Origin of the sequence: Nostoc flagelliforme FACHB-838, from assembly GCF_014698065.1 — a bacterium.
Classification (GTDB): domain Bacteria; phylum Cyanobacteriota; class Cyanobacteriia; order Cyanobacteriales; family Nostocaceae; genus Nostoc; species Nostoc flagelliforme_B.
Genome location: NZ_JACJSI010000036.1, coordinates 36,439 through 50,005 on the forward strand (window position 1 = coordinate 36,439; position 13,567 = coordinate 50,005).

Genomic DNA, 13,567 nt, shown 5'->3' on the forward strand with positions numbered 1-13,567 from the left:
TTGCTTCAATCAACACAATGACGCTAGGTTTTAATGTCAGTATCTAAGCAACCTCATCTCGCAATAGAAAATCAAATACTTACTGCCATGACTATGGCAGAGTACCAACGTCTAGCTCCCCATCTAGAGCAAGTCCAACTTGAAGTTGGGCAAGTTCTTTATAAAGCTAATGAACCAATAACACACGTTTATTTTCCCCATCAGTCAATAGTTTCTTTAGTTTCTACCCAAAAAAATGGCTTGACTGTCGAAGCTGGTATAGTGGGCAATGACGGCATCGTAGGCGTTTCCGTCATTTTGGGCAGCAACACTACAAATACAACTGCATTTGTCCAAATTTCAGGCAGTTCTCTAATGATGAAGACAGAGTTGCTAATCGCCGAGTTCAACCGAGGTGGAGAGCTTCAAGGTTTGCTGTTGCGTTACACTCATCGGCTGCTTATCCAGGTAACACAAACACTTGCCTGCAATACCTTACACAGTATAGAACGACGGCTTGCGCGTTGGTTACTCTTCGTTGCTGATCGCGTGCAATCAGATACATTCTTTCTAACTCAGGAATATATTGCTAAAATGCTGGGCTGCCGTCGCACTGGGGTTACGGAGGTAGCAAATAGACTCAGCCGAGCCGGAATGATTAGCTACAAGCGTGGCACTATTAATATTTTGAATCGCTCGGGCTTGGAAGATAAGTCTTGTGAATGTTATTCCATGATTAAAGATGAATACGCTCGATTGCTTAGTGTACCGAGTCAGCCTGCTCTTGACAAAGGGAGCAGGGAGAGGGAAAATCATTTTCCCCTCTCCCTGCACAAGAATCTTTGACTCAATATCCAGGCGGACAGAGCTAACGGGAAGGGAGACAAAGTACAGCTTTGGCGGGGTGGAGTTCTTCAAAGCTGTTCAATTAACTCAATAATTTGTTGATAATACTGGATATTTCCTTCTTGATAATACAAGTCTGCGGATTTCTGGAAATCTGTAATTGCTCTTTGAGAGTCTCCCAGATTGCGGTAGACATCTGCTCGAAGAATGTAAGCTGAAGCCCAATTAGGTTGACGCTGTAAGGCTTGATTTAAGTCTGCAAGCGCTCCTTCTAAGTCTCCCAATAGTGAACGGCTACGACCGCGATTATACCAGTCTTCGGCAAAGCTGGGGTCGAGTGCGATCGCTCGACTGTAATCTTCTATAGCCTTTTGATAATCTTCTAGGGCATAGCGAGCATTGGCGCGATCGCTGTAAAATGCAGCAGATTGGGGATTAAATTGTAATGCTTGGGTGTAATCTGCGATCGCACTTTCATAAGCTTCTAAAGCATAGTGGGTTGAACCCCGGTTGTAATATGCTTCAATTAAATCAGGATTAATTTTTAATGCTTGATTATAATCTGCGATCGCTCCGTGTTCATCTCCTAAAAGACGACGAGCATTTCCGCGATTACAATAGGCTTGGGAAAATTCAGGAACAAGCTCTATGGCTTGAGTGTTATCATCAATTGCTCCCTGTAAATCTTGCAGAGCTTCACGGGCAATACTCCGACCATAATAAGCTGCGGCTAAGTTATCATTAATCTGCAATGCTCGATCATAATCTTTAATTGCACCTTTATGATCTCCTAAAGAACGACGGGCCGCCGCGCGATCGCAATATCCTTCTGCTAAATTAGGATTAAGTTGTAATAGGCGATTGCTATCTTCAATTGCGCCTTGATAATCTCCCAATCGGCGGCGAGCATTGGCCCGAAAGCCATATACTAAAGCTAAAGTTGGATTTTCTTGTAACGCTTGGTCATAATCTGCGATCGCACCCTGATAGTCTTCAAGAATACTACGAACCAGGCCCCGCTCACAATAAGCTTGCACATCATCAGGATTCAGCTTCAATGCTTGGTTAAAGTCTTCAATTGCTTCATGATAATTTTTGATGTGAGCAAGCACAAGACCCCGATTATAGTATGCTCCGGCAAAGCTGGGGTTAATTTTTAGAGCCTGGTTGTAATCTGCGATCGCACTTTGATAATCTGCTAAAGCGTAGTGAGCATTACCTCGGTTATGATAAGCTTCCGCCAAATTAGGATCTAATTGTAATGCCTGATTATGGTCAGCGATCGCTTCCTGATAATTTCCTAAGACCTGGTGAATATTGCCGCGATTGCTGTAAGCGCCGGCAAAATGGGGATGCCATTGTAAAGCTTGCTGAAAATCTGCGATCGCCCCTTGATGATCGCCACGTTCAAAACGAGTTACGCCACGATTATGATAAGCGTTGGCTATATCAATATTGATATTATCAGCTAATTGGGTACTATTTTCGATAGTTTGGATATAATCTGCAATCGCTTTGTCGTAGTTTTCCAAAGCAAAGTAGGCGTTTCCTCGGCTGTGGTAAGATTGAGCTAAATTTGGATCGATTTCTAATGCTTGGTTATGGTCTGCGATCGCACCTTCATAATCGGCTAAAAAGTAACGAGCATTAGCCCGGTTGTAATAAGCTATGGCAAAATTGGGATTGATTTCGATGGCGCGATTAAAGTTAGCGATCGCACTGCGATAATCTTTGAGTTGACTACTTAAAATCAGCCCTAGATTGTGGTAAGCTTCGGCGTAGTTAGGATTTAGCTTGATTGCTTGGGTGTAAGCTGCGATCGCGGCTTGATAGTCCCCTTGTAAATTGTGGTTTAATCCTTGGTTAAAAAAATCTTCAGTATTCATATAATTTTTTTTGGCTTTTGACATTCTCTAGCCTAAAGCATTAGGATTGCTAACGATATGTTTTGAAAATTATTCCAATTAGGCACAAACCAAAACCCACTTGTAGAGACGTAATTTATCGCGTCTTGAAAGCCCAATCATCTATACCAATAACCCTTAACTAATAAATCAGAGACTATCTCGTTCCCAGTCTCTAAAAGCTTTGCAATTCTTATAAATAATTCAGAATTGCTATATCTTTGATAATGGAAGAGTAGGCATAGACACCATCTGATTAGCATTTTCAGACTTCGTTTGCATAATTTCAAGCTTCCAGTCTGAAGAATAATCAGGCAACTCATAACCAACACTCTTAACATGAGCCAACATCAACTCATCTCGTTGATGCCAAACAGCAAAGATTTTTTCCCTACCATTACATAGCGTTTCTAAATCAATTTGATAAACCTCATTTACTCGCTTCAGCTTCAACCCCAACAAATTTAATAGTCGGCTGAGTATTTTTATTGCTGAAACCTGCTCTTTCTCCCCAACCAAATTAATGCCAAGCGCTCTTTTAATATGCTTACTATGTTGAAACGCAACATTTTTTAGCAATATCAAATCTGGGTCAGTCTCAGTAAATTCTCGTTTATCTTCAAGAAACTGAAGCATCCCTAAAGCTCTCATCGCTTCAACTTTGAGCGTGTAAGTTTTTAAATCTGGAAGAAAAACTTTTCCTTCGCCCCAAGACAATTGCTGATGCCACTCTTGCTCATCTCTAACGTGAAAATATTCGCTTTCGTGAGTTAAATAATAGTGAATTAACAGTTGACGATAATATCCTTGGTCATCTTGTAATTTCAGCCAAGGAGTAACTTCTACACCATACCTTTGTCTAAGAACATATTTGTTGATTTGGTTGCGTTCTCCATCCGTTAGGGAATGCTTAACTAACAATTGCTCATACTCCATATAATCGATATCTTTAGCATTGGCTACAGCAGATGCTACCGATAATTGATTTTGCTGCTTAATCTCTTTTATTTTGCGTTTAATTTCTTTAGCTTTTTGACGACTTTGTGCCCAATCTTTTTGAACCTTGATAATTTCTAAAACTAATCTTCTGCGGGTAGCTAAATCATTGGCATCAGTTGCTAAAAAAGCTAGGCGTAAATCTCGAATAATATTATTGTGAACCGCATTACTTCGCATCTGAATTTGATGCCCATCCGCAATTAAACCATCTTGCATCGATTGCCGATAAAGGCGGATAGAAGCATTTACCCTCGCAGATAACTTCGCCCAAGTTCGCAAATGAATTGGGTCATAAACTAAAGGTAAATCCACATCTATTTTATGCAATGGACTCAGTAAAGCTAAGTTTTCTTTTTGATTTTCTTGATACCAATCAGATAATAAACGATAATTTGTACTTCCACTACCAATTAAACCAATACCTCGTTTAGCACACCAGACAACACGCGGCACATCATCCCTAACTCTTGCTAAAGCTTGTCTTGCTTCTGAGTCAGGAATTACCCCTTGAAAAATGCCATAAACTCGGTCAAAGTGTTGGACATCAATACTAATTCCTGTACCAAGACTAGGGGTAACAAAAACCCCGTCATATTCAGATATTTTTTGATTAATCGCTGCGATAAAATCAACGGCTGCATGACCAGGTGTATTTGTAGTATGACTACTAACTACGAGAGTTTTAGGAAATTGTCGCCGTAATTTTTGTAACCGCTCTTTCAGATAACGTTCAATTGTTTCACAACTGTAACGCCCAGCCCGACTATCAGTAGTAACATAACATTTACGTCCAGCAAGTAAATCCAATTCCAGTTGGTGAATTAGCGGTGTTGGGTTCGGCGAATCATAAAAAGTCAGGTCCCAACCATGCTGAGGTTTCCACTGGTTGAGAACTACCCAAGGCGTTAATTTAATCCCTGCTAATCCCTGTAAATATTCCAGTGAAACATCTGATAAATCAGCATCTTGGGCAATTACTAACCCTCCACTACTTAAAACTGTAGCAATTAGTTGCTGGAATAACTTTAATATTTTTACCCGCTTGTGCTTACAAGTATTACTGTTTAACAGATGCCATAAAGATTGCTCTACTTCATCTAAAATTACTATTGCCCCGCGCCAATTTTCCGGGTTAAGTTTCCAAATCGAATCAACACATAAGCCGAGTGAGGGCAGAGGAAAGAGAGAGCGGAGGATGGGAGGAGCAGGAGTAAGTGTTTTATCAATTATTTTCTCCCGATCTTCTTTATGCGTTCCCCATTGAATACCAATTTTTTCACACAAAAATCGTCCAAGTAAGATTCTGTGAGTAATTAATAAAATAGGTTGGTTTCTACTTTTTGCTTGCTGAACAACGCTTTGCAGTGCCGTAGTTTTTCCCGTTCCTTTCGCTGATTTTACTCCTACTAATCCAGAAGTGGGGAAAGGTATTTCACCTATATAAGGACGGTTGAAGGTGAGTGCAGCTGGAATGCTTAATTCGGTGTGGGGTTTGGTTTGAGCAAGATAAATTTCTAAATCAACACTTTGGCGATAAACTTTCTCGAAACTACTTGCACCTTTAGCAATAATAAATTCATCAACCCCTTTTTCAACTCCTGGAAGTTCGATGACTTTAACAGGGCAATTTTTTTGCTGAAATAAACAACCAAGTTGAGAAATAGCATTGTTAACAGCAGCAATTGTCTTGGGTTGAGTTTCAAAATCAAAGCAAATGTAAAAGCTGCGTTTTGTAATTGTAAATGCTGCTAAATCAGGAATTAGCTGACGACGGGTAACTTTGCCAAATTCATCTTTAACAACCCGATAACCACTGGTAATTCCGGGAATGGCGATAGCTACATATCCTTGCGTTAATAATGTAGCTGCTTTCTTTACACCTTCACAGATGACGAGGGGAATGTTCTGTTGCATCACCCATTGCCAAAAGCCTCCAGCCTCGCCATCAGGAGTAATGGTAATATTGTCAGGCATGACCAGATTGTAACGCCCAGCGACTTGCTGCCACACTTGCAGCGTTACCCGCAAACAAAATACTCGCGTTGGCGTGCTGGGGGGATGCTCGTACTTGATGGACTTGCCATTGTGATTCTGTCGGGGTTGGTTTGGCTTAAAGCATCCCCATTCCATCATTTGCCAATTATTCAGAGGGTCTAGTCCCGAACACCACCAACCACCTTCGGTGATATGAGCATAACGCTGCAACCAACTACTTTTCACCATTCCGGTATTGGTGCGGGGAAGTAGCTCAGAAATCAATAGGTACTCATAAGCTGTTACGCCTTGGAGCGACCTAAAATTAAGATGCACTAAGTGTAAGTCTATACCACTACTCTTGACTAATTCTTCAAGGTGTTGGGGGTGTAAATAGTGCAGATGCATAGGGAAAGGCCCGAAGGGAAAGTCAATGAGATTAAAACATTAACATGCATCTGCTTTTTTTCTATAAGAGAGATTGCGAGGCTTTTAGGATGCTTTTTTTACTTCGTTACACTAGACACATCGGTTAAAACCCTAGTGGGTTATCCTGCCTATTAGATCCCCAAAGTAATAATTTTGTATTGTAATATTTGTTCAATTTTAATTTGAATTTATCAGTAAATTTCTGCGTTAAGGAATGCGATCGCTAGAGGGGTTGCAGCAGGGATTAATATAAGGTAGTATCTTCATTTACTTCAACAAGAACTTTACACTGAGCATCAACTTGTTACCACGCCTCATGTTTGGGGCGTGACCCCTTTGATGAATAAAAATAAAACCCCTCACTCTACAGAATCCTTTAACTCGCTCTAAAGGTATGCGAACAAAGGTTCCAGAGGCTAATACAGATACCTTGACGTAACACTTTTACTCAAGTAACACGGTAACTTCAAAAGCTGATTGAAGGTAAAATAGACAACAACTCTCCAAATAAGTTCAATCTGCTTTATAAACTCTTTGCTTTTAGTTCCGAATGTAGGAAATATGGCTTTGTACTTTTTGATTGTACCGTGTGCTTGTTTTATTACTGGCTATTTTTTATTAAGAAAAAATAATAATGAAATTTCACATTTAGTAGCTGTCTTTGCAGCTATTAGCCTGATTTTAGGTTTAATGTTAGCTCCTTGGCAAATTTTACTTTTACTATTAATTCTTATTCTTATCAGTACAAGCTACGAATATTACACAAGCAAAGTGGTAAGCAGGGAAATACAATATTCGCAACAGCCAGTTCCAAAATCTGAATCAGATTATAACTTAATCTACCGTGGGGCTTGCTATTGTCCTGATATTAATAGCAAATCAGATGGAGAAACCATACCATTAGTAATCCATAAATTGAGCTTTCGGGGATGTACTTATTTTGTTTGTGCTGATCCTAATGCCCAATCGACTGAAATAATTACACCACCAGTAACCTATAAATTAAGCTTTAGGGGAAGTACCTATTCTATAAACAGAACTACACACAAAGAAATTAAATAGCAAAGAGTGTAGTAAAGCAACTCAAATCATCTGTAAAGCATACCTAATTCAAAGCTGGACAAAAAAGCCTATTTTGAAAGATAGGGGCTATGAGTTACACTATTGAGTAAAGATTGTAGCTGTAACTATGGATTCTCTCAAAGAAAAGATTTTGGAAAAACTAGAACACCTCCCAAAAAATGCACAGCAGAAAGTTCTAGATTTTGTTAAGTTTTTAGAGTGGCAAAAGGAGAATATTCAGGAATCTCTGTTATCTTTAGTCAGTGAAGAATCTGATGCAGGATGGCTAGAGACTGACTTATCAAATTTGGGTGGGTATGAACCTTGTGATTGGCAACCCGGTGAACTAGATAAAGGTTTGCCTGTTAAGTATGTTGAGGGAAACTTAATTGTACAATCTGAAGGCTCAAAAAAGTGGGAAACAGTTGTGCATGATTTAAGAGAGGAACGAATTAATAAATGAGTATACTCTGGTTGCAACGTGTTCTAACAGAATAAAAGGATTTGTTTCAACTTACACTCTGGCTGAACTTTATCCTGTGTATCACTCGCTTTCTAAAAACTAAATCTATACTCGAAGAATTAAAGTATATAAGTCTGAGTTTAAGGGAGACTAAACTGATTGATTATCACGGCAGAGAGGTAGTCTTATTTAAACTCAGTGCGGGTAGAGATCCTACTGCATACGATTCTAAATACTACGAACGTATTGGTGCAAATGTTGAAGAAATTAAGTTTTCAGAATACAACGAGCTTTTTAGGCGATTTTTTTAGATTTAATAATGATATGGCTTCTACGAATTATTTTATTAACAATGTGAAGCAAGGTTCTTAGGTAAGGTAAGCGTAAAAAATATGAGAGTGAGTAATGAAGAGTAGAATTTCATTTAGTGTTCATTACTCATATATCGTTTTTTTAAATTCGTAATTGGTGAATCAAATGGCTAAAACATTAACAATACAGTTGTCAGATGACTTAGAAAGTAAATTAACTGCTCAGGCGCAAAAACTGAATCTATCTTTAGAAGATTTAATTCTGCAATCATTATCTCAATCAGCTAAACAAGAAAATATCTCCGAATTAGATCCAATTTTACCTTTACTAGGTACATTAAAATTTGATAATTCTGATGTAGGCGAAAACCACGATCAATATCTCCAGCAAACTTTGCAGCAGGAGTTAAAAATTGACGAATAAAGTCTTTATAGATACATCCGGGTGGGCTAATTTGTTTATTGCAACTGAGTTCTACCATGAACAAGCAAAGCAGTGGTTTCAACATAAACGTCAGCAAAATCAAGTAATGGTAACAACTAATTATGTTGTTCTTGAACTGGTGGCTTTGCTGAATAACCCTTTACGCGTACCTCGCCCGCAGTTATTTAAATACGTAGAAGCTGTCAGAACTGCTCCTTATATCAACTTGATTTATATTGAACCAACAATAGATTCAGCAGCTTGGGAGCTACTCAAAACTAGAGAAGATAAAGCTTGGTCTTTGGTGGATAGCACTTCTTTTATAGTCATGCAACAGCTTGGCATTAAAGAGGCATTAACCACAGATCGCCACTTTGAACAGGCTGGCTTTCTTCGTCTGCTGAAGTCAGAATAAGTAATAATAAAAGGCATTCCTTAAGATATGCCCTTTATTATTAAAAATCTCTAACCCGTTAACCTACGCCCCGACAGCTTCCTTCGCAGCATACAATACCTCAGCATTGATTTCCTTGAAACCGCGATCGCAATTAAATTTATTGGTGCTGCACTAGATTTATATTCTGTTACGTGAAATCATTACTGAATAGGACGTAAAACTTCTAATTCACTAGGATGAGTTAAAACTTTGCCTAATGGCTCACTGAAATAAACAACTTGATAATTAGGCGCGAGTTCTGTTTGCAATTCCTTCCAAAGACTAATTCCTTGTTCTTCAAAAGCCGCTTCAGCCTCTGCACTCAAATCTGGTGAGTTAGCAGGATCTTGCCAATTTAATGTTGCATTGTAAGCAGATGCCCATTTTCTCAGATGGCTAATGGTTTTTTGACTGAGGGGCAGTTTTGCTGGATCGATGTTACCAACTTTATCAGCATCTGCCCACCATAAAGGGTCGCACCCATAATCAGCCATTAGTTTTATCTTTACTGCCATAGCTATTCAGGTGGAATTATGGTAAAGAGGCGGGATTAGCTCCGACTATATAACCATTATCGCCTACACTCACTGCTATGTATTGTGTTTGTCCATTAAAAATTACTTGATAGATTTTCCGGCGAGGTTCTATCGTTCCTTGATAACCAAGAAACTTTCCTCTTGTCACAGCAGCCATAACAGCATCAGGGATTTCATTCTGAGAGATTCCGCGTCTGGCAAAATCATCTTGATGTTCCTTTAAGATGTGTGATAATCCGCTACCTGTTCTACCAGCTTTGCCCTCTTCTAAAAATACGATTTTGCCATCAGCTTGCTTGGCAATCCGCACAACTTTTTCTGGACTGTCCTTAATACCAGCCTAACACAGTGCCGCAAACAATGCCGCTTTGTCATCATTCATATTTAATTTAGTTATTTTAAATAGTTATTGAGAAAAATATATAAAAATTAATATTAAATCTATAATATCTCATAATTTAATTTTTATCACTAAAGCAAAAAAATGGGGTAAAGAGTATACATAACTCCTCACCCCTCAATCCTCTCGATTAACCGCTAATCTAAGCCCCGACAGCTTCCTTCGCGGCGTACAAAACCTCAGCGTTGATTTCTTTGAAACCGCGATCGCGGGCAAATTTTTCAGTATTTCGCTTCACTTTACCGCGAACAAATCCCGGAATCTTATTCAATTCTGCTTGGCCATCTTTTGTCCAATTCAAATCAGAATCAGCAGAAATTCCTCTAGTAATAACTTCTTTGGTATCATGACCACCGAAGATTTCTAATAGGTGATCTTCCATTCCCAAAGTGAAGGAATTGTAGATCAAATCTGTAATCTGATTAGTGCCTTCGTAACCCATAAATGGTTTGTAACCAATGGGGAAGTTTTGGACGTGGATTGGTGCAGCAATTACGCCGCAAGGAATATCTAAACGTTTACCAACGTGACGTTCCATTTGAGTGCCGAAAATGGCAGAGGGTTCGACACGAGCGATCGCATCCCCAATTTCACCATGATCTTCGGAAATTAGCACTTCATCGCAATACTCGCTCACCTGTTCACGGAACCAGTCTGCATCATATTTACAGTAGGTTCCAGCCCAAACAACATGAATCCCCATTTCTCGCGCCAGAATCTTGGTAATGGCGGCGGCGTGCGTATTGTCACCAAATACCACAGCTTTTTTGCCAGTCAAGTTTTGACAGTCAATCGAACGGGAGAACCAAGCAGCCTGAGATACATGCAAGGTTTGCTCATTAATGAAGTTTTCGTAGTCAACTTCTGCACCTTGAGCGTTAATTACTTGCTGAATCTTGCGAATACAACGGGCAGTTTCTACAACACCCATTGGAGTAATGTCTATATAAGGTGTGCCAAATTGTTCTTCCAGGTAACGAGCTGTAGTCAAACCGAGTTCACGGTAAGGCACTAGGTTAAACCAGGCTTGGGACATCTTTTTCAAGTCATTCACCGAAGCACCTTCGGGAATTAAAGTATTTACCTCAATTCCCAAGTCAGCCATCAGCCGTTTGAGTTCGGTGCAGTCGTGATTGTTGTGGAAACCAAGGGTGGTAGTACCGATAATGTTCACCGAGGGCTTCGCAGTTTTGCCCTCAGCCAATTCGCCCCGCCTCCGGGCTTTTTCAATGTAGTATTGGACGATTTGATCCAGAGTGCGATCGGCTGCTTGCAGTTCGTTGTAGCGGTAGTGGTTCACATCCGCCAGCATTACGTCTCCTTTTGCTTCCAACTGCGCCCGTTCGACAAAGTTGTGCAAATCCTCTTGCAAGATGCTGGAGGTGCAGGTGGGAGTTAACACAATCAAATCTGGGTGTTCCTCGGCATCCTTGCGGACAATGTTATCTACTACCTTCTCTTGGGAGCCGCGTGCCAAAACGTTGCGATCGACGACACTGGTTGTCACCGGAGTAAAATCCCTCTCCCGCGATAGCATGGAGCGCATGACGTTAAAGTAGTCATCGCCAATGGGGGCGTGCATGATCGCATGAACATTTTTAAAAGAGCTAGCGATTCGCAGAGTGCCGATGTGGGCTGGGCCAGCATACATCCAGTAAGCCAATTTCATGCTTGTGTTCTCCCTTTTCAATAGAAATAACACGGAGTCCGATAAGAGTGGACTATAAGTGCTTGATTATTATTAAATCGTTTCTGATTGTCTCAAAAGTTGTAGCCCTCAAGAAGTGAAGAGTTGTAAGGGTTTTATCTGGGGTGCATGGGCGTAGGTATCGCTCAAACCTTTTTACTGGTTGGGGTGTAGCTCTTGGCTTTCACAATATGCCTGCTGTTTTATTTAAATAAATCTTAATTTTTCAGCAAATTAGTTTTCAATTTGGGGCGATGCATTAGTTATTAAGGCTATATTACGCATTTCACAGTGTATTACGATACTTAAAAAATAATTACCAAAAAACTCTATCGTCTAGCAATTATGTTTGCACACCAAATTCTTCTGGATCTACTCCCCAATTTACCCAGCGAATTGCTTCACGCGCTGAGTTCATCTCAGGTGGAACTCGCAAGGCGTGAATAAACCCTGTACTGGGGCAAGTCATTTTTAATAAGTAAATTGGTTCTTCATCGACATCATTATCTATTTTTAATAGAGTATATTCTTTCCAAAAATCTAATTCAATTGCTTGTAATTCTTGGCAAATTCTGGCGTAACCAATACCCTGAATTAACACTCGCCGTAGTTCGGCGTTTTCCTCTGTTAAAAGCCATTGAGATTGCCATTGCTGCGGGTGGATTTTACCGTATTTTTCAGGCAAGCTTACACCGTGGTAGGAGTAGAGGCTATATCCATCAGTAAATTCAATGGCGGGTTCGCCTTCAGCGTGGAGGCGATTTTGATTGTCGAAGCGTAGGTGAAGGGGGCGATCGCAGATAATACAAATGTCATCATACGCAAATAACCAACCACATTCTTGAATTAAAGATTGAAATACTTTCCATTCCTGTTGAGGATGAACAATGTTCAAAACAGAGCTACATAAATCAAAACCACTCATTAAATTACTGTAATTTTCTGGTTGGAAACAGTCATGAAGTTGAATTTCAATCCACCACGAAAAATTATCTGCTTCTTCGTTTATTTGAGTGCTAAATTTTTCAATTAAATCGTTGAATATTGTATGATTTAAAAGATTATCTGTTCCCTTATAAAGATGAAAAAAGTTGCGTAATTGCCTATCCACTTGGCTTCCAAACTGTTGATTGAGTTTATTTGAAAGTTCTTGAAGGAAATGAACCCCGAATAAGCTTCCTATACTATTTGGTTCATTGAGGTAATTGTCTATAAATTGAGGTGACAGTCGTTTTAGCATCCAGTTGCAGGCTGCATAAGGACTATCCTGAAAAAAGATTTCAGGCTCTTCATAGCCAAAGTCAATTGCAATATAGGCAGCTTTTACAGCTTCCGCCGCTTTCTCTCTATCAATTCTCTCAGTTGAAAGCGCGATCGCTCTCCACTTTTGGCGATAAACTGGAATCAAAGCCTCTTGCTCAGGCGTTAACTTTTCAATCAGCGACATATCGCCAACCTTCAGGCTCGTATTCCCGTTGAATTTTCACCATCCACTCACCTTGGGCAATAGAAATAGCTTTATGCTCTTCATGAGCTAGCAATGCCGACTCTGAGAACACACGTAAATAAAGTGTGCTATCTTTTTCGTATAATTCGGCGTTTCCCTCAGTAATGCGATGCTTATGCCCCGTAACTTCGCCTTCTGCCAAAGTTAAGTGAGGTATTTTTTGTCCTTCAATTTGCTGCACAGGCAGTAAAATTACATCACCTTGACGAATTGGTTGCATGGTTTTGCTTTCCTGACATGGGTACAAACCCTACTTCGCTTTTGCTCTCAAGTTTGGTTTAATTTTGGCACAAGCTCTTGGGCATTGACCATTGTGCATAGGTCAATTCAATATTTCTTCTTCCCCTGCTCCCCCTGCTTCTATTCCTCAATTAAATTACACTTGCGGGGTATTTTGAAAACTGTAGTCGCCAATTATGCGTTAGATAAGTTAAAGATTGAAATAGCTGGAACTTCACACCCAGCGTTCCCCTCCGCTAACCTCTGGGACAGACTGGGCCATAAGTTCAGCAGATTTTATCCCAAGCAGGCAGTTTATGTGAGGATTAAATCACCGCCCTAAGCGTGACCTTTTATCTTGACAATTTGCAAAAATTACCTCAATTTGACT

Annotated in this window: 12 protein-coding genes; 5 read left to right on the plus strand and 7 right to left on the minus strand. The window is 40.0% G+C overall.

Features of this window, described 5'->3' with window-relative positions:
• Positions 1-33 precede the first annotated feature (33 nt).
• The gene (locus H6G97_RS18640) at positions 34-825 is read left to right on the plus strand and encodes a Crp/Fnr family transcriptional regulator (protein ID WP_190942207.1); all 792 of its coding nucleotides are present in this window, start codon (positions 34-36) and stop codon (positions 823-825) included.
• 68 nt (positions 826-893) lie between these two features.
• Here H6G97_RS18640 and H6G97_RS18645 read toward each other — a convergent pair whose 3' ends face one another.
• Both H6G97_RS18645 and H6G97_RS18650 read right to left on the minus strand, forming a co-directional pair.
• Positions 894-2,711 (minus strand): tetratricopeptide repeat protein, encoded by a 1,818-nt coding sequence (locus H6G97_RS18645; protein ID WP_190942208.1) that lies wholly within the window; start codon positions 2,709-2,711, stop codon positions 894-896.
• Between the two features lie 231 nt (positions 2,712-2,942).
• The gene (locus H6G97_RS18650) at positions 2,943-6,110 is read right to left on the minus strand and encodes a plasmid replication protein, CyRepA1 family (protein ID WP_190942209.1); all 3,168 of its coding nucleotides are present in this window, start codon (positions 6,108-6,110) and stop codon (positions 2,943-2,945) included.
• A gap of 582 nt (positions 6,111-6,692) precedes the next feature.
• Here H6G97_RS18650 and H6G97_RS18655 point away from each other — a divergent pair.
• The 4 genes from H6G97_RS18655 to H6G97_RS18670 all read left to right on the plus strand — a co-directional run bounded on the left by H6G97_RS18655 (position 6,693) and on the right by H6G97_RS18670 (position 8,806).
• Positions 6,693-7,193, plus strand: coding sequence for a hypothetical protein (locus H6G97_RS18655; protein ID WP_190942210.1), 501 nt, complete (start codon positions 6,693-6,695; stop codon positions 7,191-7,193).
• 127 nt (positions 7,194-7,320) lie between these two features.
• Positions 7,321-7,656: a hypothetical protein gene (locus tag H6G97_RS18660; RefSeq protein ID WP_190942211.1), complete on the plus strand. Its 336-nt coding sequence runs from the start codon at positions 7,321-7,323 to the stop codon at positions 7,654-7,656.
• A 477-nt stretch (positions 7,657-8,133) separates the two neighbouring features.
• On the plus strand, positions 8,134-8,391 hold the full coding sequence (locus H6G97_RS18665) for a hypothetical protein (protein ID WP_190942212.1): 258 nt from the start codon (positions 8,134-8,136) through the stop codon (positions 8,389-8,391).
• Positions 8,381-8,806 carry a type II toxin-antitoxin system VapC family toxin gene (locus tag H6G97_RS18670; protein ID WP_190942213.1) on the plus strand — a complete coding sequence of 142 codons (426 nt, stop codon included), beginning with the start codon at positions 8,381-8,383 and terminating at the stop codon, positions 8,804-8,806. The genes H6G97_RS18665 and H6G97_RS18670 overlap by 11 nt, the downstream gene beginning before the upstream one ends.
• Before the next feature lie 182 nt (positions 8,807-8,988).
• Here H6G97_RS18670 and H6G97_RS18675 read toward each other — a convergent pair whose 3' ends face one another.
• The 5 genes from H6G97_RS18675 to H6G97_RS18695 all read right to left on the minus strand — a co-directional run bounded on the left by H6G97_RS18675 (position 8,989) and on the right by H6G97_RS18695 (position 13,177).
• Positions 8,989-9,342: a hypothetical protein gene (locus H6G97_RS18675; RefSeq protein ID WP_190942214.1), complete on the minus strand. Its 354-nt coding sequence runs from the start codon at positions 9,340-9,342 to the stop codon at positions 8,989-8,991.
• 16 nt (positions 9,343-9,358) lie between these two features.
• Positions 9,359-9,673 carry a hypothetical protein gene (locus tag H6G97_RS18680; RefSeq protein ID WP_242054988.1) on the minus strand — a complete coding sequence of 105 codons (315 nt, stop codon included), beginning with the start codon at positions 9,671-9,673 and terminating at the stop codon, positions 9,359-9,361.
• Between the two features lie 232 nt (positions 9,674-9,905).
• Positions 9,906-11,432, minus strand: a complete 1,527-nt coding sequence (bchB, locus tag H6G97_RS18685; protein ID WP_190942215.1) for a ferredoxin:protochlorophyllide reductase (ATP-dependent) subunit B — start codon at positions 11,430-11,432, stop codon at positions 9,906-9,908.
• Positions 11,433-11,793: 361 nt separating this feature from the next.
• Complete coding sequence (locus H6G97_RS18690) at positions 11,794-12,897, minus strand: DUF6745 domain-containing protein (RefSeq protein WP_190942216.1); 1,104 nt, start codon at positions 12,895-12,897, stop codon at positions 11,794-11,796.
• The gene (locus H6G97_RS18695; protein ID WP_190942217.1) at positions 12,884-13,177 is read right to left on the minus strand and encodes a hypothetical protein; all 294 of its coding nucleotides are present in this window, start codon (positions 13,175-13,177) and stop codon (positions 12,884-12,886) included. Before H6G97_RS18695 ends, H6G97_RS18690 begins: the two co-directional genes overlap by 14 nt.
• Between the last annotated feature and the right edge of the window lie 390 nt (positions 13,178-13,567).

Excerpts from the sequence above, each read along its gene's own strand:
- H6G97_RS18640 (WP_190942207.1), top strand. The coding sequence starts at position 34 with ATGTCAGTATCTAAGCAACCTCATCTCGCAATAGAAAATCAAATACTT.
- H6G97_RS18645 (WP_190942208.1), bottom strand. The coding sequence starts at position 2,711 with ATGAATACTGAAGATTTTTTTAACCAAGGATTAAACCACAATTTACAA.
- H6G97_RS18650 (WP_190942209.1), bottom strand. The coding sequence starts at position 6,110 with ATGCATCTGCACTATTTACACCCCCAACACCTTGAAGAATTAGTCAAG.
- H6G97_RS18655 (WP_190942210.1), top strand. The coding sequence starts at position 6,693 with ATGGCTTTGTACTTTTTGATTGTACCGTGTGCTTGTTTTATTACTGGC.
- H6G97_RS18660 (WP_190942211.1), top strand. The coding sequence starts at position 7,321 with ATGGATTCTCTCAAAGAAAAGATTTTGGAAAAACTAGAACACCTCCCA.
- H6G97_RS18665 (WP_190942212.1), top strand. The coding sequence starts at position 8,134 with ATGGCTAAAACATTAACAATACAGTTGTCAGATGACTTAGAAAGTAAA.
- H6G97_RS18675 (WP_190942214.1), bottom strand. The coding sequence starts at position 9,342 with ATGGCAGTAAAGATAAAACTAATGGCTGATTATGGGTGCGACCCTTTA.
- bchB (WP_190942215.1), bottom strand. The coding sequence starts at position 11,432 with ATGAAATTGGCTTACTGGATGTATGCTGGCCCAGCCCACATCGGCACT.
- H6G97_RS18690 (WP_190942216.1), bottom strand. The coding sequence starts at position 12,897 with ATGTCGCTGATTGAAAAGTTAACGCCTGAGCAAGAGGCTTTGATTCCA.
- H6G97_RS18695 (WP_190942217.1), bottom strand. The coding sequence starts at position 13,177 with ATGCAACCAATTCGTCAAGGTGATGTAATTTTACTGCCTGTGCAGCAA.